Here is an 18,737-nt window from a genome sequence, read left to right as displayed (position 1 = left end):
GGCCGCACCTCGATGTGGCCGGGCCTTTCGATTTCAGTCGGCTCGCACAAATCCGTTTGTGCGAGCGAATTCCTCACTGGCGAACCAGATCTCGGCCGTCGCGTCGTCGTACTCGCTGCTGTCGGGCGCCCAGTACCGACCGGACTTCGTGTCGGCCTTGATCGGGTAGCCCTCCGGTGCGCGGTTCGGGTCGTCCAGCGGTAGGTGAATGGCCGTGGCGCTGGGGATCTCATCGAGTTCGATGGCCGCATGGCGCCCACTGTGGGCCTCGCTGCTATAGGCCTCACTGCTGTAGGCCTGGCTGCTGCTGTAGGCCTCGGCCTCGGTGATGACCCGGGTCGGAGCGGTGTCGACGTTGTCCTGATCGCTCGGCACGGCCAAGCCCGCCGCCGCGAAACCCGCCGCTTCACGCACCCCGCCGGCCGGGCTCGCGAGCGCCCGGGTATCCGTCAGGTCCTCGTCCGCGAGTTCCGCTTCGATCTCACCTTCGGTGTCATCACCTTCGGCGACTTCCTCGAAGTCGGCATCTATGGGCGCGTCGGGATCCTCGTCCTCGTCGAAATCGTCGTCCTCGAAGTCATCTTCTTCGAAGTCGTCGTCATCATCGAAGTCGTCGTCGTCCTGGTAGCCGTCGTCTTCGTACCTGTCGTAACGCTGTTGGGGCTCCGGGCCGGCCAGCTGCGAGGAATCCTCGGGTGGCTCGTCCTCCTCGCCCGGCGCTCCATAGCCGCCGGGCGATCCGTGCGGAGCGGCCCATTGACTGACCGGCATCGCGATGTCGGTGGGACCGTCGTACGGGGACGCCGCCGCGCCCCCCGCCGATTCCTCGCCCGGCCCGGCGAATCGCGCCGTCGTGGCCTCACCGGCACCGTAGACGGAACTCGGCGCGTAACCCGCCTCCCGCGCCCCGCGCTCGTCACCGAACTCGTCGTCGTACCCACGCGATTCGTAGCGCGCGTCGTCGTACCCGCCCTCGTCATAGCGCGGTTCGCCGGGACCGCCGTCGTAGTCGTCGTCGAACGGATCGTGGTCGAAGTCGTCATCGTCACCGGCCCGGCGGCGGTGCCACAGCGCCGCACCAACGATCAGCCCTGCGAGCAGCAGAACCGGGACCACCGCGATCAGCCACCACCAGCTCCAATGCCAGGAGAACGGCTTCTTGGTGTCCGGGCCGGAAGGCTGCGGACCGGTGGCGTGCGGCTGTCCCACACCCGGAACCTCCAGCCCGCTCAGCTCGGAGGCGAGTTTCGAGGGCTCGGTGGTGAACGTGTTGGCGTCGCGGTCCCAGGAGATCGCTCCACCGCTGAACCGCTGGCTGATGACGGTGCCGTCTTCGGTCTGGTCGGCCATCGGGGCGCCCAGTGCGCCCTTCGCCCCGCCGAGCTTGTCCCAGGCCGCCTTCATGGCGCCGCGGACGATCACCGCGCCGTAATCGGGAGTCCAGAAGATGACGGGGTTGTCGGCGGCGGCGAAGGTGCTGATCCGGCTGTTCGGGCCCAGCCCGCCCTCGGACTCGCTGGCGGTCGGGAAGCCCAGATCGCCCTCGGGACCGCCGACGCTCTCGTACTTCTCCAGCAGCTGGCCGGTGATGGCGTTGGCCCCGGTGGCCGGGGTGTAGAAGATCTTGCCGCCGGCGTAGTTCTGGCCGAACCCACCGTCACTGATCGGATACTGGTCGCCGTCCTTGGCTCCCAGCGGGCCCATCGCCCCGCCTGCCGCACGCCGCGCCGCGGCGATCGCCGCGGCGGGATCCGACGGTATGTCCAGGCCGGCGAGCTGATCGGCTAGCTCCGGCGGCACGGTCGTGAACGCCTTGGTCTTGCGGTTCCAGGAGATCTCGCCGCCGGTGAACTTCTGAGAGCTCACGTCGCCGTCGAACGACTCATCTTCGGCCGGGACGCCCAGTACACCGGCAGAACCGCCGAGTTTGTCCCATGCGGCGTTGATGGCGCCCCGGACCACCCGGGCACCGGTGGACGGGGTCCAGAAGATGACGGGATTGTCAGGCGCGCTCAACGTCGAGTTGCGGCTGTCGGGAGCACGCCCGGCGCCTTCGTCGATGGTGGGGAATCCCAGGTCGCCTTCGGCCGGGCCACCCAACGACTCGTACTTCTCCAGAATCGCACCCTGCATGAAGTGAGCGCCGGTCGCCGGGGTGAAGAACATCTTGCCCCCGGCGAAGTTCTGCGCGAAGCCCGAACCCGCTGCGTACACGCCGCCCTGACGCGGTCCCAGTGGGCCACCGTCGCCGCCGCTGGCCTCCCAGGCGGCGGTGACGGCGGCGTCGGCGTCCGACTCCGGGGTGGCCGAAGCCACCGCCGGCACCATCAAGCCAGCGACCACGAGTGCGAGCATGCCGACCGCCAACCGCCACACGGCCGCGCTCAGCCTCGCTCCAGGCCTAGTCATGCGCTCTCCCCGCTCGTTCGGCAAAGTTTTCTCAGAAATGTCCCGCCCCGACAACTTTGCTTCAGCAGGTGACGATAACCAACTAACGCGGCCGATCATGACCAAAAAAGCCCCAATATCTGGGTCTGACGCCCCAGATTTGGGCTTCTCGGGGCGCCACGCCGGGTGATTCCGGTGCGTCAGACACCCAGACTGCGTCCGATGATCTCCTTCATGATCTCGGTGGTGCCGCCGTAAATGGTCTGCACCCGGGCATCCAGGTAGGCCCGCGCGACCGGGTACTCCCGCATGTAGCCGTAGCCGCCGTGCATCTGCAGGCAGCGGTCGATGAGCTCGACCTGCTTCTCGGTGGAGTACCACTTGGCCATCGCGGCCTGCTCCACGGTCAGCTTCTCGTCGAGGTGCAGCCGGATGAACTCGTCGACCATCATCCGCACCACGGTGGCCTCGGTCGCCAGCTCGGCCAACAGGAATCGGCTGTTCTGAAAACTGCCGATGGGCTTGCCGAATGCCTTGCGCTCCTTGGTGTACTGCACCGTCTGCTCCAGCACCGCCTCCATCGCCGCTGCGGCCATGATGGCGATCGAGATGCGTTCCTGCGGCAGGTTCTGCATCAGGTAGACGAAGCCCTGGCCTTCCTCGCCGAGCAGGTTCTCGACAGGCACCTTGACATCGGTGAACGACAGTTCGGCGGTGTCCTGGGCGTCCAGGCCGATCTTGTCCAGGTGCCGGCCCCGCTCGAAGCCCTCCATGCCGCGCTCCACCACGACCAGGGAGAAGCCCAAGGCCCCCTTCTCGGGGTCGGTCTGAGCGACGACGATCACCAGATCGGCGTTGATGCCGTTGGTGATGAAGGTCTTCGACCCGTTGAGGACGTAGTGGTCGCCGTCGCGGACCGCCCGGGTCTTGATGCCCTGCAGGTCGCTGCCGGTACCGGGTTCGGTCATTGCGATCGCCGTGATCAATTCGCCCGTGCAGAACTTGGGCAGCCAGCGCTGCTTCTGCTCCTCGGTCGCCAGCCGCAACAGGTAGGGCGCGACAACGTCGTTGTGCAGGCTGAAGCCGATGCCGCTGTAGCGGCCGGCGACGGTCTCCTCACAGACGATCGTGTTGTACCGGAAATCGTCGTTGCCGCCGCCGCCGTACTCCTCGGGCACCGCCATCCCGAGAAAGCCCTGCTTCCCCGCCTCGAGCCAGACGCCGCGGTCGACGATCTTGTCTTTTTCCCACTGGTCGTGGAACGGCGCGACATGCTTGTCCAGAAACGCCCGGTACGACTCGCGGAACAAGTCGTGCTCGGGCTCGAACAACGTGCGGTCGTACTTCACAACACTGCTCATGGTGTGACCTCCGGTACTGGTTACGGATTTGGGGCCAACCTATACCAACCGGGTGGTTGGTCAGCCCGGGGTGGGTGACTACCGCCCGTAAACTCGGGACATGCCCCAGTCCCCCGCGAGCCTCGCGCACTGGGGTGCCTTCACCGCCGACCTCGCCGACGGCGACATCAGCGCCGTCACCCCGCTGGCCGGTGACGCCGACCCCTCGCCATTGCTGGGCAACCTGGCCGGCTCGATCCGGCACCGCTCCCGGGTCACCGGACCCGCGGTGCGCCGAGGCTGGCTGGACGACGGCCCCGGCCCCAGCGCAGAGCGGGGCGCCGATGAGTACGTCGCGGTGTCCTGGGACGAGCTCACCGAATTGCTGGCCGGCGAGCTACGACGGGTCGTCGACACCTACGGCAACGAGGCGATCTACGGCGGCTCCTACGGCTGGGCCAGCGCCGGACGCTTCCACCACGCCCAGAGCCAGGTGCACCGCTTTCTGAAAATGCTTGGCGGCTATACGTTTTCCCGGCATTCCTACAGCCTGGGCGCGACCGGGGTAATCATGCCACGGGTGGTCGGGACCCACGACGACCTGTTCAAACGCTCCACCGACTGGGACGTCATCTCCGAGAACACCGAGCTGCTGGTGTGCTTCGGCGGTGTCGCACTGAAGAACACCGGCATCAATCACGGTGGCACCACGGCACATCCGGCCCGCGACGCGCTGCACCGGTTGCGTGACCGCGGCGGGCAGATCGTGTCGTTGAGCCCGTTGCGCGACGACGTGGACGGCGACTGCCACTGGCTGGCCCCGGTCCCCGGCACCGACGTGGCGGTGATGCTCGCGCTGGCCCACGTTCTGGCCACAGAAGGCCTGGCCGATCTCGATTTCCTCGACACACACTGCGCCGGATACCAGCGGTTCGAACGGTACCTGCTGGGCCGCGACGACGGCATTGCCAAGAGCCCGGAGTGGGCGTCGGCGATCAGCGGGCTGCCCGCCGAGGAACTGACCGCACTGGCTCGGCGGATGGCCGCCTCGCGCACCCTGGTCACCGTCAGCTGGTCGCTGCAGCGGGTCCGGCACGGCGAACAGGCTCCGTGGATGGGACTGACCCTGGCCGCGATGCTCGGCCAGATCGGGCTCCCCGGAGGAGGTTTCGGGCACGGCTATGGCTCGATGAACGAGCCGGGGCTGCCGCCGCTACGCTGCGGCCTGCCCGCCCTGCCGCAAGGGCCCAACCCGGTGCGGACGTTCATCCCGGTCGCGGCGGTCACCGACATGCTGCTGCACCCAGGTCAGCCGTTCGACTACAACGGTATGCAACTGACCTACCCCGACATCAAGTGCGTGTACTGGGCCGGCGGCAATCCGTTCCACCATCACCAGAACATCCCGAGATTGCGCCGGGCCCTGTCCCGCGTCGACACCATCGTGGTGCACGACCCGTACTGGACCGCGATGGCCAAGCACGCCGACATCGTGGTGCCCTCGACCACCGCCTATGAACGCGAGGACTACTCGGGATCACGCAACGACCCGCTGCTCGTGGCCATGCCCGCGCTGGCGCAACCGTATGCCGACTCCCGCGATGACTACACCACGTTCTCCGCCCTGGCCGAGCGGCTCGGCTTCGGCCCGCGGTTCACCGAGGGCCGCACAGCGCGCGAGTGGCTGGCCCACATGTATGAAAAGTGGTCTGCCGGGCTGGATTTCGAGGTACCCGGATTCGACGAATTCTGGGCCGCCGGACACTTGCGCCTCCCCACCGAACCGGGGCTGACGCTGCTCGCCGATTTCCGCGCCGACCCGGTCGGGCGGCGGCTGGCCACACCGAGCGGCCGAATCGAGATCTTCTCCGCCGAGATCGACGGGTTCGGCTACGACGACTGCGCAGGCCACCCCCGCTGGTACGAACCGACGGAGTGGCTCGGCGGGCGGCGCGCCCAGGCATATCCGCTGCACCTGCTGGCCAATCAGCCCGCGACCCGCCTGCACAGTCAACTCGACGGCGGCGCCACCAGCCAGTCATCGAAAGTTCAAGGCCGTGAACCGATCCGGATCCACCCGGATGACGCGGCGGACCGCGGGCTCGCCGATGGCGACGTGGTGCGGGTGTTCAACGACCGCGGGGCGTGCCTGGCCGGAGTGGTGATCGACGACCGGCTTCGCCCGGCCGTGGTGCAACTGTCGACCGGGGCCTGGTTCGACCCGGCCGATCCGGCCGACCCCGATTCGATGTGCATCCACGGCAATCCCAACGTGCTGACCGAGGACGTCGGGACCTCTTCGCTGGCCCGCGGCTGCACCGGCGCGCACGTCCTGGTGCAGGTCGAGAAGTTCGCCCGCACGCTGCCCCCGGTACGGGCGCACGAGCCACCGGTGATCAGGACACGCTGAAACCGTTGGGCGGCCGCCACTTCGGCCGTTTGTGCGGTAGCGGTTGTGTGCCGGTGCAAAGATCCCCTTCAGCGCTGACCGCGGCGTCAGCAGAAGGAGATCTGGCCGATGCGATTCTCACCCCGTTCTGCTGCCAGGTCGCTGCTGGTCGGCACCGTGGCCCTGTCCGGTTCCGCCGCGATAGCGGTCACCACGACCTTCACCGCCGACGTCGTGCTCAGCGCCACGGTGCTGGTGGTTCCGGGTACCGGCACACCGAACCCGGCGTTGTCGCAGAACTACGAGGATCACGCGGTCCAGTACTACGTGGCACCGGGCAGCACCTGCACCGACGTGACGTGCGTCGGTGTTCCCTACATCGCCCAGTTCTGGCCGTTCCCGTTCGCCGGGTGGGGCGGGCTGGAGGGCGCCAAGTGGAACGTCTCGGTGCAGAGCGGAGTCTCGAGTCTGGCCACCGCCTACGGTGCGCAGCTGACCCCGCCGGCTCCCGGCCAAGAGCAGAATTACAACCCGGACCACGAGGTCGTGATCTTCGGCTATTCGCAGGGCGCCACCGTCGCCGGCATCTACAAGGGCAATCTCGCATATCTCAACAACCCCGCCGACCCGACGTTGCCCACCAACGTCTCGTTCGTCCTGATCGGCAACCCGAACCGGCCCAACGGCGGCCTGTTCGAACGTCTCGCAGCGCTGGGCACCGTGCCCGTCCTGGACGCGACGTTCGGCAATCCGACGCCCACCGACACCGCGCCCGACGGGGTGATCAACACCGATGACATCGCGCTGCAGTACGACGGCGTCGCCGACGCACCGTCCTGGGTACTGAACCCGTTGTCCCTGGTCAATGCGCTCGCCGGGTTCGAATACGTGCACGGCACCTACCTGGCCCCGAAGGGCGGTGACGAGGCCGGCGCGACGCCTTATGGGTACACACCCGAGCAAGTGCAGGCCGCGGTCGCCAATGCCCAGGCCAACTGCTCGGAGGCCACTCACTGCCAGGTGCACGGCGACACCCGCTACATCACGCTGCCGGCAAAGTATCTGCCGATCATGCAGCCGCTGATCGACCTCGGCGCGGCGACCGGAACGTCCGCTGTGGTGATCCCGCTTGTCGATCTGGTCTCACCGGCGATGCAGACGTTGATCGAAACCGGCTATGACCGTGGCGATTACGGCAGCCCGACGCCGTTCCAGCTGGTGCCGAGGGTCAATCCGGTGAAGCTCGTCACCGACCTCATCAACGACATCCCCGAGGGAATCCAGGCAGCACGCAACCCTGGCCTCGACCCATTGCCGGGCTGGTCCGACCCCACTGAATCCGCCACCGCCAACGCGCAAGACGCCGTGAAGGTTTCGAGCACCACGGCAAACACACCCCAGTCGCCCAAGCTTCCTGAATTGCCCAGACTCAATGTGCTCAAGGTGAACCCACTGGCCGAGACGACCACCGGGGGCGAAGACACACCGGCCACCGAGATCAAGCGGCCCAAGCTGCGGGCCGGCGACATCCACCCGGCGCGTGACCTGGCGAAGTCGATCCGCAGCACCGTACGCAAGGCGCTGGCTGGCCCGAACGGCACAGAGGGCACCAAGGGCAAGGTCAAGGCGGCCAACACCAGCGAGAAGAAGCCCGCGGCCTGAGACCCGCCGCACGGCCGACGAGCCGGATCAGAAGGTGGCGAACTCGCTCAGGCTCGCCGCGAGTGCCATGGGTACTCGCGCCTTGATCCGGGTGCCCTCGGTGGTGTGCTCGGTGGCGTCCACCCGGCCCTCGGCGTGCACCCGCGCAACCAGGTCCCCGCGGTCGTAGGGAATCGTCACGTCCACCGTGGCGTCGGTGGGCGGGATCATCTCCGCCATCCGGGCCCGCAGCCGGTCCAGCCCGTCACCGGTGTGCGCCGAGACGAACACCGCGTCGGGCAGGGCACGCCGCAGCGCGGCCAGCCCCAGGCCGGTGGCAGCGTCGATCTTGTTGACCACCAACAACTCCGGCGGTGGGGCGATGTCGTACTCGGCGACCACATCGTTGATCACCTGACGGACCGCGTTGATCTGCGCCAGCGGATGCTCGTCGGAGCCGTCCACCACGTGCACCAGGAGGTCCGCGTCCACCACCTCTTCGAGGGTGGACCGGAACGCCTCGACCAGCTGGGTGGGCAGGTGCCGGACAAAGCCGACGGTATCGGTCAGCACGAATGGCCGCCCGTCGTCGAATTCTCCACGCCGCGTGGTGGGTTCGAGCGTTGCGAACAGGGCGTTCTCCACCAGCACACCGGCCCCGGTCAAAGCGTTGAGCAGGCTGGACTTGCCGGCGTTGGTGTAGCCGACGATGGCCACCGAGGCGGCATCCGAGGACAGCCGCCGGCTGCGCTGGGTGTCGCGGATCTTCTTCATGTCGCGAATCTCGCGGCGCAGCTTGGCCATCCGTTCACGGATGCGGCGGCGATCGGTTTCGATCTTGGTCTCACCGGGACCGCGGGTTCCCACGCCGCCACCGGCCCCGCCGGCGCGACCGCCGGCCTGTCGTGACATCGATTCACCCCAGCCGCGCAGCCGGGGCAGCATGTACTCCATCTGGGCCAGCGACACCTGCGCCTTGCCCTCCCGGCTCGTGGCGTGCTGGGCGAAGATGTCCAGGATCAGCGCGGTGCGGTCGATGACCTTGACCTTCACCACCTTCTCCAGCGAGTTGAGCTGCGCGGGTGACAGCTCGCCGTCGCAGATGACGGTGTCGGCCCCGGTCGCGAGCACCACCTCGCGCAGTTCGACAGCCTTGCCCGAGCCGATGTAGGTGGCCGGATCGGGCTTGTCGCGGCGCTGGATGAGCCCCTCGAGCACTTCCGAGCCCGCGGTCTCGGCCAGCGCCGCCAACTCGGCCAGGCTGGCATCGGCATCGGCCGCGCTGCCCTCGGTCCACACACCGACCAGGACCACGCGCTCCAGCCTCAGCTGGCGGTATTCGACCTCGGTGACGTCGGTGAGTTCGGTGGACAGCCCGGCGACGCGGCGCAGTGAGGCGCGATCTTCGAGGGCCAGCTCACCGGTGCTGGGAGTGACGGGATGTTCTGGATGAGTCATATGTACTTACAGGTTGTCACGTGGATCGGGCCGCGCGCACCCCAATTAGGCGTGCGCAGCGTTCCACCAGTCGTTGCTCAGCTCACCGCGGGCCACCAGTACCGAGGGGCCACGCAGATAGCTCGTGGACTCGGTGATGGTCACGGTGACCTCACCGCCGGGGATCCGCACCCGCAACGTCCCGGTGCCCGCGCCCGCATGCGCCAGGGCCGCAAGCGTGGCCGCGACGGTGCCGGTACCGCAGGAGCGGGTCTCTCCGACGCCGCGCTCGTGGACGCGCATCGCCACCGCGCCATCGACCGGAACGGTGAGGACCTCGACGTTGACGCCCTCGGGGAACAGCTGCTCGTCGAAGGACACCGGCGCACCCACATCAAGGGCCGCCAACTCGCCCTCGGTCAGCCCGACACAAGCCAGATGCGGATTGCCCACGTCGACGGCCACACCGCTGACGCTGCGGCCACCGACCACTGCGGTTCCCGAACCGAACCGGTTGGCCTTGCCCATCTCGACGGTGACGTCCGCGGTGGTGTCGTCGACGTTGTGCAGCACCACCGGACGTGGCCCGGCCAGCGAGCCGACCACGAACTCGTCGGCGGATTCCAGCCCGGAGGCGCGCAGGTAATGCGCGAAAACCCGCACCCCGTTGCCGCACATCTGGGCGATCGAGCCGTCGGCGTTGCGGTAGTCCATGTACCAATCGGATGCCGCGACCCCGTCGGGCAGTCGCTCGAAAACGCCGGCGGCCTGCGCGGCTCCGGCGGTCGTCACCCGGAGCACGCCGTCGGCGCCAAGACCGCGGCGGCGGTCGCAGAGCGCGGCCACGGCCGCCGGTGTCAGCGACAGCGCGGCGTCGAGGTCGGGCAGCACCACGAAATCGTTCTGCGTGCCGTGCCCTTTAGCGAAGATCACCTGTTCAGGATACGTGCCGCCACACCCGCAACGCGTCGTGCACCAGCCCGTCGGCCGCCCCGTCCAGCCACGCCACCCGATGATCGCGCCGGAACCAGGAGCGCTGGCGGCGCACATAGCGGCGGGTGCCGACGAACGTCGGTTCCCGTGCCGCGGCCCCGTCTCCCCCGCCGTCGAGGTCGGCCAGCACCTGCGCGTAACCGAGGGCACGTGCGGCGGTGACCCCATCACGCAGGCCCCGGCCGATCAGCGTCCGCACCTCGTCCACCAGACCGCCGGCGAACATCAGGTCGGTGCGCCGCTGCAGACGTTCATCGAGAACGGTTGTCTCCCAATCCAGTCCGATGATCGCCGTATCCCAGCGGGGTGTACCGATACTCGGCGCCGAGGCGGCGAACGGTTGGCCGGTGAGCTCGACGACCTCCAGGGCCCGCACGATCCGCCGACCGTCGGTGGGCAGGATCGACGCCCCCGCGGCGGGGTCCACCCGGGTCAGCTCGACGTGGAGGGCGGCCACCCCCACCTCGGCCAGCCGAGCTTCCCACCGGGCCCGCACCTGTGGATCGGTCGCCGGAAATGTCCACTCGTCCAGCAGCGACTGGATATAGAGCATCGAGCCGCCGACGATCACCGGGACGGCGCCGCGGGCCGCGATCGCCTCTACGTCGGCGGAGGCGTCCTGCTGGTAGCGGGCCACCGTGGCGGTCTCGGTGACCTCCAGGACATCGAGCTGGTGGTGCGGGATGCCGCGCCGCTCGGCGACGGACAGCTTGGCCGTGCCGATGTCCATGCCGCGATAGAACTGCATCGCGTCGGCATTCACGATTTCGCCGCCCAGTTGCTCGGCAACCGCCAATGCCAGGTCCGATTTCCCGGTGCCGGTGGGCCCGATGATCGCGATCGGCCGCGTCATGGCAGCCATTCGCCGACGAAGTAGCCGACCCCGTAGGGCGCACCGCGGTACATCTCCCGCGCCGAGCCGGGAGCGGATCCGATCAGGCCAGCCAGCACCTGGTAGGCCACCCTGCCGAGTACCGGTTCGGGCAGCTCGGCCAGCGCGGCGAGGTCACCGGTGGCCAGCGCGTCGTCGAGATCCTGCTGCGTGGCAGGAGAATCAGGCAGGTAACCGCCGGGGGCCGAGGGCGTGAGGGTGTGCAACCCGTCGGCCACGATCAGGACGCCGACCTGCTCCGGGGATTCGTCGATCCTGGCCCGCAGCGCGCGGCCCCGGGCCAGCGCCTCACCTACCGGGTGGGATGCGGCGTAGGCGTGCACCTCGATCCCGGCACCGGCCGTGGCCTGGCCGCGGATCCACCCGGCCACCAGCACACACAGCGGCAGTTCGGCCGGCTCGCCCACCGCGCCGGGACCGAGCGCCACCGGGACGTCGACGCCGTAGCCGGCGAAGGTCCCGGCACAGTCGGGTCCGTACACCTCGTCGCGGGGGCCGACACCGACAGCCAGCCAGCGCGCAGGCAGCGAACCCGCTGCGGCGAGCACCGCGTCGCGCAACCCGGCCACCTCGGTCGCCGCCGCCCCCACGAGTTCGGGTACGAGAACCGGCGTGGCGGGGACGATCGCGATGGCGCTCAGCACGTCACCAAACTAATGCGCGGCCCCCGCTGCGCTGCGAGGAGTGGTGGTGATCGACGCCTGCGACGCCGCCGGATGCGGCCGATCCGTCCCGGCACATCGGAGTTTGTCAGGGCATTGAGCCGAAAGCCGTGGGCACGGCACAGCACGACCTGCTTGAATAGCGGACAAGCAACAGCATCAGGCGCCGCGTCGCGCGGCAGATGCGCGGGCAACCGCGCGGAGTACGAGGAGCGGATATGACAACCAGTGAGCCAGGCGGAGCCACCCCCCCGACCACCTCCGGGCCCACGCCCCGGTTCGGACGGGTGGACGACGACGGCACGGTGTGGTTGATCAGCGGATCCGGTGAGCGCGTCATCGGCTCATGGCAGGCCGGCGACACCGAGTCGGCGTTCACCCACTTCGGCCGGCGCTTCGACGATCTGCACACCGAGGTGGCTCTGCTGGAACGTCGGCTCTCCTCCGGCACCGGCGATGCCCGCAAGATCAAGTCCGCGGCCGCCGCACTGGCCGAAAGTCTGCCCACCGCAGCGGTTCTCGGCGACGTCGATGCCCTGAGCGCACGTCTGGCAGCGATCCTGGAACACGCCGACGCCGCCGCTGCGACCGAGCGGGCCCAGCGTGACGAGCACCGCGCCGCACAGACCGCACGCAAGGAGGCCCTGGCGGCCGAGGCCGAGGATCTGGCCGCGAACTCCACCCAGTGGAAGTCCGCCGGTGACAGGCTGCGCGAGATCCTCGACGAGTGGCGCACCATCACCGGACTTGACCGCAAGCTCGACGACGCCCTGTGGAAGCGCTACTCGACCGCGCGGGAGACGTTCAACCGCCGTCGCGGCTCGCACTTCGCCGAACTCGACCGCGGCCGGGTCGGCGCCCGCCAGGTCAAGGAGGGGCTGTGCGATCAGGCCGAGCAGCTGTCCGGGTCGACCGACTGGGGCGCCACCGCCGCGGCCTTCCGCGACCTGCTGTCCCAGTGGAAGACCGCGGGACGCGCCGCCAAAGACGTCGACGACGCGCTGTGGCACCGGTTCAAGGCCGCCCAGGACACGTTCTTCGCGGCCCGCAACGCCGCAAACGCCGAACGCGACGCCGAGTTCAAGGCCAATGCCACCGCCAAAGAGGCGCTGCTGGCCGAGGCCGAGAAGATCGACACGACCGATCTGGATGCGGCCCGCGCGGCATTGCGGACCATCGGCGACAAGTGGGACGCGATCGGCAAGGTTCCCCGCGAACGCTCCGCTGACCTGGAACGACGGCTGCGCGCCGTGGAGAAGAAGGTCCGCGACGCTCCGGCCGGTGGCGTCGATCCCGAGGCCCAGGCTCGTGCCGACCAGTTCCGCTCACGTGCCGAGCAGTTCGAGAAGCAGGCCGAGAAGGCGGAGGCCGCAGGCCGGGCCAAGGACGCGGCCGAGGCCAGGGCGAGCGCCGAGCAGTGGCGTCAGTGGGCCGACGCGGCGGCGGAAGCGCTGGGCAAGCGCAGCTAGGGCTGGTCCGGCTGGTCCGGCTTCTTGACTGCGGGGTCGGACTTGGTGACGTCAGGCTTGGTGACATCAGGCGTGGGCGTACCGGCACCGGGGATGCCGAGCACGCCGTGCTGCTGTTGCTCCGCGGCCTGGCGGCGACGATCCTCCTCGGCCGCCAGCTGCAGCGCGGTGCGCGACCACACCACCCGCGCCCAGTGGAAGGTCAGCACGATCACCGCCAGCCAGCCCAGGATCAGCCCGATCCCGGGGCCGGGATGGCCGGCGGCGGTCTGACGCGACCACACCGCGAGCATCCCGAGCGCGCTGGCAACCGCCGAACCGGCCAGGGCCACCCAGGCCAGCGCCCAGCGGCGGGTGATCAGCGCCAAGGTCGAGAACCCGACCGAGAACACCAGCGCCAGCCAGGTGAACACCCGCGAAGGCAGTGAGATGCCGTCGGCGACAGCCGTGGCGTCACCGACCAGAACGTCGAATCCCTTGCTGGAGCCGGTGTGCGGCAGCACGAACGACAGCAGCACCACGAACACCAGGATCGCCACCACCATCGCGCGCGGACCCGAGTCGAACTCCCGGGTGACCTTGCGTTCGACGGCGGCGAGGTCGTCCTCGAACCGCTCGAAGTCGCCTTCGTTGCTCAACAGCCACATCCTCCTGATGGCGGCGGGGTCTCCGGCGCACCGATCCGCGGCAGCCCCAGTCCGACGCCGGTACGGGGGCGCTGCCCGGCCGCGTGGGCGTCGCCGGCGCGGGTGCGCCGATGGCTCGCCAGCGGGGCGTCGGCGATCAGATGGTGCGGCGCGGCGCCGGTCACGGTCGTGGTGACGATGTCGCCGGGCCGAATGTCGTTGTCTCCGGGGGTGAAATGCACCAGGCGGCCGTCGCGGGCCCGGCCCGACATGCGAGCGGTGGCGGCGTCCTTACGTCCCTCGCCCGTCGCCACCAACAGCTCGACCGTCCGGCCGATCTGAGCCTGGTTCTCCTGCAGGGAGATTCGCTCCTGCAGGTCGATCAGGCGCTGATAGCGTTCGGTGACAACCGCTTTCGGCAGCTGGTCAGGCATCTCGGCGGCCGGGGTACCGGGCCGGATGGAGTACTGGAAGGTGAAGGCGGCGGCGAACCGGGAGCGCTCGACGACGTCGAGGGTGGCCTGGAAATCCTCCTCGGTCTCACCGGGGAAACCCACGATGAGGTCGGTGGTGATCGCGGCGTCCGGGATCGCGGCCCGGACCTTGTCGATGATGCCCAGGTAGCGGTCGGCCCGGTACGAGCGACGCATCGCCTTCAGGATGCGGTCCGAACCGGACTGCAGCGGCATGTGCAGCGTGGGGCACACGTTGGGGGTCTGCGCCATCGCCTCGATCACGTCGTCGGTGAACTCGGCCGGGTGCGGCGAGGTGAACCGGACCCGCTCCAGCCCCTCCACGTCGCCGCAGGCGCGCAACAGCTTGGCGAACGCGCTGCGGTCGCGCGGCAGTTCTGGGTCTGCGAACGACACACCGTAGGCGTTGACGTTCTGCCCCAACAGGGTGACCTCGAGCACGCCCTGGTCGGCGAGGGTCTGCACCTCGGCCAGGATGTCGCCGGGCCGACGGTCCACCTCCTTGCCGCGCAACGACGGCACGATGCAGAACGTGCAGGTGTTGTTGCAGCCCACCGAGATCGACACCCACGCCGCGTAGGCGGACTCGCGCGTCGCGGGCAGGGTGGACGGAAACTCCTGCAGCGCCTCGACGATCTCGACCTGGGCGGCGCGGTTGTGGCGGGCCCGCTCCAGCAGCGTGGGCAGCGACCCGATGTTGTGGGTGCCGAAGACCACGTCGACCCACGGGGCGCGGCGCAGCACCGAATCACGGTCCTTCTGCGCCAGGCAACCGCCGACGGCGATCTGCATGTCCGGATCGGCCTGCTTGCGCGGGGCCAGGTGGCTGAGGTTGCCGTAGAGCTTGTTGTCGGCGTTCTCCCGCACCGCACAGGTGTTGAACACCACGATGTCGGCGTCGGAGCCGTCCTCGGCCCGCCGGTATCCGGCGTCCTCCAGCAGGCCCGACAGCCGCTCGGAGTCATGCACGTTCATCTGGCAGCCGTAGGTGCGGACCTGATAGGTGCGCACGGCACGCTCGCAGGTCGTCGACTCCTCGCGCGAGCGCTCGTCGGTAGCCGGGTCGGCCGTCGCGTCCCGGTTCACCATCGTCGTCACGGCCTCAATGGTACGGAGCCACCCAAAACGTTAACGCGGCGGATTCACGAGATCCGGGCAGGCTGGACGTTCCCTGGGTAAGGTCACCTGCCATGGGAAGCCCCGGCGAGCAGCCGCAGGTCGACAATGCAGCACCTATAGATGTGCCGATGATCTCACTGTCGGGAGTCAACAAACATTTCGGATCGCTGCACGTACTGAACGACATCAACCTCGAAGTGGGCCGTGGCCAGGTCGTCGTGGTGCTCGGCCCGTCGGGTTCGGGTAAGTCCACCTTGTGCCGCACGATCAATCGGCTGGAGACCATCGACTCCGGCAGCATCGCGATCGACGGCCAAGCGCTGCCGGCCGAGGGGCGCAAGTTGGCACAGCTCCGCTCCGATGTCGGCATGGTGTTCCAGTCCTTCAACCTGTTCGCGCACAAGACGATCCTGGAGAACGTCACGCTGGCGCCGGTGAAGGTGCGCCGGAAGTCCAAGGCCGAAGCGCGCGAGAAGGCTATGGCCCTGCTGGATCGCGTCGGGGTTGCCAATCAGGCCGACAAGTACCCGGCTCAGCTGTCCGGTGGTCAGCAGCAACGCGTCGCCATCGCGCGGTCACTGGCCATGAACCCGAAGGTCATGCTGTTCGACGAGCCCACCAGCGCCCTGGACCCCGAGATGATCAACGAGGTTCTGGCGGTGATGACCTCGCTGGCCGGCGAGGGCATGACGATGGTGGTGATCACCCACGAGATGGGCTTCGCCCGCCGGGCGTCTGACCGGGTGGTGTTCATGGCGGACGGCGCCATCGTCGAGGACGCACCGCCGGCCGAGTTCTTCGACAATCCGAAATCCGATCGCGCCAAAGATTTTCTCGGCAAGATCCTTCATCACTGACGCTCCGCACTGACGCTGCACCCGAAAGGAACCCGAACATGCCATTCGTGCCGTTCAAGTTGGTCGGTACCCTCGCGCTCGCGATCGCCCTCCCCTTCGCCGCGACGGCCTGTGGTGGCGGCGGCGGTGACTCCAGCAAGATTGTCATCGGCACCAAGTACGACCAGCCCGGGCTCGGTCTGAAGAAGCCCGACGGCACCATGTCCGGCTTCGACGTCGACGTGGCCAAGTACGTGGCCAATGAACTCGGCTACCCCGAGGACAAGATCGAGTGGAAGGAAGCCCCCTCGCCGCAGCGCGAGACGCTGATCCAGAACGGTCAGGTCGAGTACATCGTGGGGACCTACTCGATCACGGATGCACGCAAGGAGAAGGTCGACTTCGCCGGCCCGTACCTGCTCACCGGGCAGAGCCTGCTGGTCCGCGCGGACAACACCGACATCACCGGCGCAGCTTCGCTGGAGAACAACAAGAAGCTGTGCTCAGTGTCGGGTTCTACCCCGGCCCAGCGGATCAAGGACGAGTACCCGAAGGTGCAGCTGCAGCAGTACGACACGTACACGCTGTGCCTGGATGCACTCAAGAGCGGTGCCGTCGACGCGTTGACCACCGATGAGGTGATCCTGGCCGGGTACGCCGCGCAAAGCCCGGGCACCTTCAAGATCGCCGGGGACACCTTCTCCGAGGAGCGCTACGGCATCGGCCTGAAGAAGGGTGACACCGAGTTGCGCAACAAGATCAATACCGCGCTCGAGAAGATGGAGTCCAGCGGCGCCTGGAAAGAAGCGTTCGAGCGCAACCTCGGCCCCGCCGGTATCCCCACCCCGGCACCGCCCGCCGTCGAGCGCAACTGATCCGGAGACAGCGCACCGACTGTGGAGATCTTCGACGCATACCGCGATCAGATATTCGCGGCGTTCTGGACCACGATCCAGCTCACGGTGTACTCCGCGATCGGTGCGCTGATCCTGGGCACTGGGCTGGCCGCCATGCGGCTGGCTCCGGTGCCGGTGCTCAATTGGCTCGGCGCCGCGTACGTGAACGTCATCCGCAACACTCCCCTGACCCTGATCATCGTGTTCTGTGCACTCGGAGTCGGGCAGACGCTGCGGATCACCCTGGTCGACCCGCATTCACCGACATCGATCGCGGACAGCAACTTTCGCCTGGCCGTGCTCGGATTGACGGTCTATACCGCGTCTTTCGTATGCGAGACGGTGCGTTCGGGGGTCAACACGGTTCCGATGGGTCAGGCCGAGGCCGCCCGGTCACTGGGCTTGTCCTTTGGGCAGAACCTGCGATTGATCCTGCTGCCGCAGGCATTTCGCGCAGTGATCATCCCGCTCGGTTCGGTGTTGATCGCGCTGACGAAGAACACCACGATCGCGTCGGCGATCGGCGTGGCGGAAGCCGCCTTGTTGATGAAGGAGATGATCGAGTCGACCGCCGCGGTGCTCACCGTCGGTGCCATCATGGCCGCCGGGTTCATCCTGCTGACGCTGCCGCTGGGGCTGCTGTTCGGGTGGTTGGGTAAGCGTCTGGCGGTGGCTCGCTGATGAGCGCATCGGTCCTGTTCGACGCCCCGGGGCCGCGGGCGCGGGCACGCAACTTCATCCTGGCGGTGCTGGCCGCGTTCGGCGCCGGTGCACTGATCGTGTTCGTGCTCTACCGGCTCTGGGAGAAGGATCAGCTCCAACCCGAGAAGTGGAAACCGTTCCTGACCTCGGATCTGTGGGTCACCTACGTGCTTCCCGGGGTGCAGGGAACACTGACCGCGGCGGCGGTGTCGATCGTTTTTGCCCTGGTGTTGGGCATGGTGCTCGGTGTCGGCCGGCTGTCACCGATTGCTCCGATCCGATGGATCTGCTCGGTCGTCGTGGAGTTCTTCCGCGCGGTGCCGGTGCTGATCATGATGTTGTTCGCGTTCTTCCTCTTCGGCATGTACGACGTGTTCCCGTCCAAGTACATCGCGCTGGCCGGAGTGGTGACCGGGCTGACGCTCTACAACGGGGCGGTAATCGCCGAAATCGTTCGAGCCGGCGTCCATTCCCTTCCCCGTGGTCAGCAGGAGGCCGCGTGGTCATTGGGATTGACGTGGACGCAGACCATGCGACTGATCCTGTTGCCGCAGGCGATCACCGCGATGCTGCCGGTGCTGGTTTCGCAACTGGTCGTGGTGCTCAAGGACACCGCCATCGGCTACCAGATCACGTTCGTGGAGATGGTTCGTCAGGGTACGAATATCGGGTCGGCCTACGCCAACATCCTGCCCGCCCTGATCGTCATCGCGGTCTTGATGATCAGCGTCAACATGGCGTTGTCGTCGTTGGCCACCAGGATCGAGCAGCGCTTGCGTCGTTCCAGCCGCGGCCCCGCGCCGCTGGAGGCCGAGGCCGTCGAGCAGGAAGGCGCACCGGGCGCGCAGGTGTTGCACACCCAACGGGACTGACG

General features: G+C 68.1%; 15 protein-coding genes. 7 read left to right on the top strand and 8 right to left on the bottom strand.

Annotated features, from left to right (window positions below):
• Window positions 1-33: 33 nt before the first annotated feature.
• Together EH231_RS03325 and EH231_RS03320 are read right to left on the bottom strand one after the other, a co-directional pair.
• Window positions 34-2,409 carry an LGFP repeat-containing protein gene (locus EH231_RS03325; RefSeq protein ID WP_124711866.1) on the bottom strand — a complete coding sequence of 792 codons (2,376 nt, stop codon included), beginning with the start codon at window positions 2,407-2,409 and terminating at the stop codon, window positions 34-36.
• A 179-nt stretch (window positions 2,410-2,588) separates the two neighbouring features.
• Window positions 2,589-3,749 (bottom strand): acyl-CoA dehydrogenase family protein, encoded by a 1,161-nt coding sequence (locus EH231_RS03320; protein WP_090425295.1) that lies wholly within the window; start codon window positions 3,747-3,749, stop codon window positions 2,589-2,591.
• Between the two features lie 100 nt (window positions 3,750-3,849).
• Between EH231_RS03320 and EH231_RS03315 the strand changes: the two genes are divergently transcribed.
• Complete coding sequence (locus tag EH231_RS03315; protein WP_124711865.1) at window positions 3,850-6,138, top strand: molybdopterin guanine dinucleotide-containing S/N-oxide reductase; 2,289 nt, start codon at window positions 3,850-3,852, stop codon at window positions 6,136-6,138.
• Between the two features lie 108 nt (window positions 6,139-6,246).
• Window positions 6,247-7,779, top strand: coding sequence for a PE-PPE domain-containing protein (locus EH231_RS03310; protein ID WP_124711864.1), 1,533 nt, complete (start codon window positions 6,247-6,249; stop codon window positions 7,777-7,779).
• Window positions 7,780-7,806: 27 nt separating this feature from the next.
• Here EH231_RS03310 and hflX read toward each other — a convergent pair whose 3' ends face one another.
• Genes hflX through EH231_RS03290 form a run of 4 tightly spaced genes read right to left on the bottom strand, consistent with a single transcriptional unit; the run spans window position 7,807 to window position 11,724 of the window.
• Window positions 7,807-9,216 carry a GTPase HflX gene (gene hflX, locus EH231_RS03305; protein WP_090425292.1) on the bottom strand — a complete coding sequence of 470 codons (1,410 nt, stop codon included), beginning with the start codon at window positions 9,214-9,216 and terminating at the stop codon, window positions 7,807-7,809.
• A gap of 45 nt (window positions 9,217-9,261) precedes the next feature.
• Window positions 9,262-10,128, bottom strand: coding sequence for a diaminopimelate epimerase (gene dapF / locus EH231_RS03300; RefSeq protein WP_124711863.1), 867 nt, complete (start codon window positions 10,126-10,128; stop codon window positions 9,262-9,264).
• A gap of 4 nt (window positions 10,129-10,132) precedes the next feature.
• Complete coding sequence (gene miaA, locus EH231_RS03295) at window positions 10,133-11,041, bottom strand: tRNA (adenosine(37)-N6)-dimethylallyltransferase MiaA (protein WP_090426101.1); 909 nt, start codon at window positions 11,039-11,041, stop codon at window positions 10,133-10,135.
• Window positions 11,038-11,724, bottom strand: coding sequence for a class III extradiol ring-cleavage dioxygenase family protein (locus EH231_RS03290; protein ID WP_124711862.1), 687 nt, complete (start codon window positions 11,722-11,724; stop codon window positions 11,038-11,040). The genes miaA and EH231_RS03290 overlap by 4 nt, the downstream gene beginning before the upstream one ends.
• Window positions 11,725-11,960: 236 nt before the next feature.
• Between EH231_RS03290 and EH231_RS03285 the strand changes: the two genes are divergently transcribed.
• Window positions 11,961-13,211 (top strand): DUF349 domain-containing protein, encoded by a 1,251-nt coding sequence (locus EH231_RS03285; protein WP_164480754.1) that lies wholly within the window; start codon window positions 11,961-11,963, stop codon window positions 13,209-13,211.
• Here the strand turns inward: EH231_RS03285 and EH231_RS03280 are convergent.
• Both EH231_RS03280 and miaB read right to left on the bottom strand, forming a co-directional pair.
• The gene (locus EH231_RS03280; RefSeq protein WP_234927108.1) at window positions 13,208-13,858 is read right to left on the bottom strand and encodes an Rv2732c family membrane protein; all 651 of its coding nucleotides are present in this window, start codon (window positions 13,856-13,858) and stop codon (window positions 13,208-13,210) included. The two genes, EH231_RS03285 and EH231_RS03280, sit on opposite strands and share 4 nt — an antisense overlap.
• On the bottom strand, window positions 13,846-15,399 hold the full coding sequence (miaB, locus tag EH231_RS03275) for a tRNA (N6-isopentenyl adenosine(37)-C2)-methylthiotransferase MiaB (protein WP_124714158.1): 1,554 nt from the start codon (window positions 15,397-15,399) through the stop codon (window positions 13,846-13,848). The genes EH231_RS03280 and miaB overlap by 13 nt, the downstream gene beginning before the upstream one ends.
• A 158-nt stretch (window positions 15,400-15,557) precedes the next feature.
• Between miaB and EH231_RS03270 the strand changes: the two genes are divergently transcribed.
• The 4 genes from EH231_RS03270 to EH231_RS03255 are packed head-to-tail and all read left to right on the top strand — an operon-like array spanning window position 15,558 to window position 18,735.
• Window positions 15,558-16,286, top strand: a complete 729-nt coding sequence (locus tag EH231_RS03270; RefSeq protein WP_164481144.1) for an amino acid ABC transporter ATP-binding protein — start codon at window positions 15,558-15,560, stop codon at window positions 16,284-16,286.
• 38 nt (window positions 16,287-16,324) lie between these two features.
• Window positions 16,325-17,140 (top strand): glutamate ABC transporter substrate-binding protein, encoded by an 816-nt coding sequence (locus EH231_RS03265; RefSeq protein ID WP_090425287.1) that lies wholly within the window; start codon window positions 16,325-16,327, stop codon window positions 17,138-17,140.
• 21 nt (window positions 17,141-17,161) lie between these two features.
• On the top strand, window positions 17,162-17,842 hold the full coding sequence (locus tag EH231_RS03260) for an amino acid ABC transporter permease (protein WP_090425286.1): 681 nt from the start codon (window positions 17,162-17,164) through the stop codon (window positions 17,840-17,842).
• On the top strand, window positions 17,842-18,735 hold the full coding sequence (locus tag EH231_RS03255) for an amino acid ABC transporter permease (RefSeq protein ID WP_164480753.1): 894 nt from the start codon (window positions 17,842-17,844) through the stop codon (window positions 18,733-18,735). Before EH231_RS03260 ends, EH231_RS03255 begins: the two co-directional genes overlap by 1 nt.
• The last annotated feature ends 2 nt before the right edge of the window (window positions 18,736-18,737 follow it).

It is taken from the genome of Mycolicibacterium nivoides, from assembly GCF_003855255.1.
Lineage (GTDB): Bacteria > Actinomycetota > Actinomycetes > Mycobacteriales > Mycobacteriaceae > Mycobacterium > Mycobacterium nivoides.
This window is presented reverse-complemented; position numbering and strand designations above follow the sequence as displayed.

Excerpts from the sequence above, each read along its gene's own strand:
- EH231_RS03325 (WP_124711866.1), bottom strand. The coding sequence starts at position 2,409 with ATGACTAGGCCTGGAGCGAGGCTGAGCGCGGCCGTGTGGCGGTTGGCG.
- EH231_RS03320 (WP_090425295.1), bottom strand. The coding sequence starts at position 3,749 with ATGAGCAGTGTTGTGAAGTACGACCGCACGTTGTTCGAGCCCGAGCAC.
- EH231_RS03315 (WP_124711865.1), top strand. The coding sequence starts at position 3,850 with ATGCCCCAGTCCCCCGCGAGCCTCGCGCACTGGGGTGCCTTCACCGCC.
- EH231_RS03310 (WP_124711864.1), top strand. The coding sequence starts at position 6,247 with ATGCGATTCTCACCCCGTTCTGCTGCCAGGTCGCTGCTGGTCGGCACC.
- hflX (WP_090425292.1), bottom strand. The coding sequence starts at position 9,216 with ATGACTCATCCAGAACATCCCGTCACTCCCAGCACCGGTGAGCTGGCC.
- miaA (WP_090426101.1), bottom strand. The coding sequence starts at position 11,041 with ATGACGCGGCCGATCGCGATCATCGGGCCCACCGGCACCGGGAAATCG.
- EH231_RS03285 (WP_164480754.1), top strand. The coding sequence starts at position 11,961 with ATGACAACCAGTGAGCCAGGCGGAGCCACCCCCCCGACCACCTCCGGG.
- EH231_RS03280 (WP_234927108.1), bottom strand. The coding sequence starts at position 13,858 with ATGTGGCTGTTGAGCAACGAAGGCGACTTCGAGCGGTTCGAGGACGAC.
- miaB (WP_124714158.1), bottom strand. The coding sequence starts at position 15,399 with ATGGTGAACCGGGACGCGACGGCCGACCCGGCTACCGACGAGCGCTCG.
- EH231_RS03270 (WP_164481144.1), top strand. The coding sequence starts at position 15,558 with ATGATCTCACTGTCGGGAGTCAACAAACATTTCGGATCGCTGCACGTA.
- EH231_RS03265 (WP_090425287.1), top strand. The coding sequence starts at position 16,325 with ATGCCATTCGTGCCGTTCAAGTTGGTCGGTACCCTCGCGCTCGCGATC.
- EH231_RS03255 (WP_164480753.1), top strand. The coding sequence starts at position 17,842 with ATGAGCGCATCGGTCCTGTTCGACGCCCCGGGGCCGCGGGCGCGGGCA.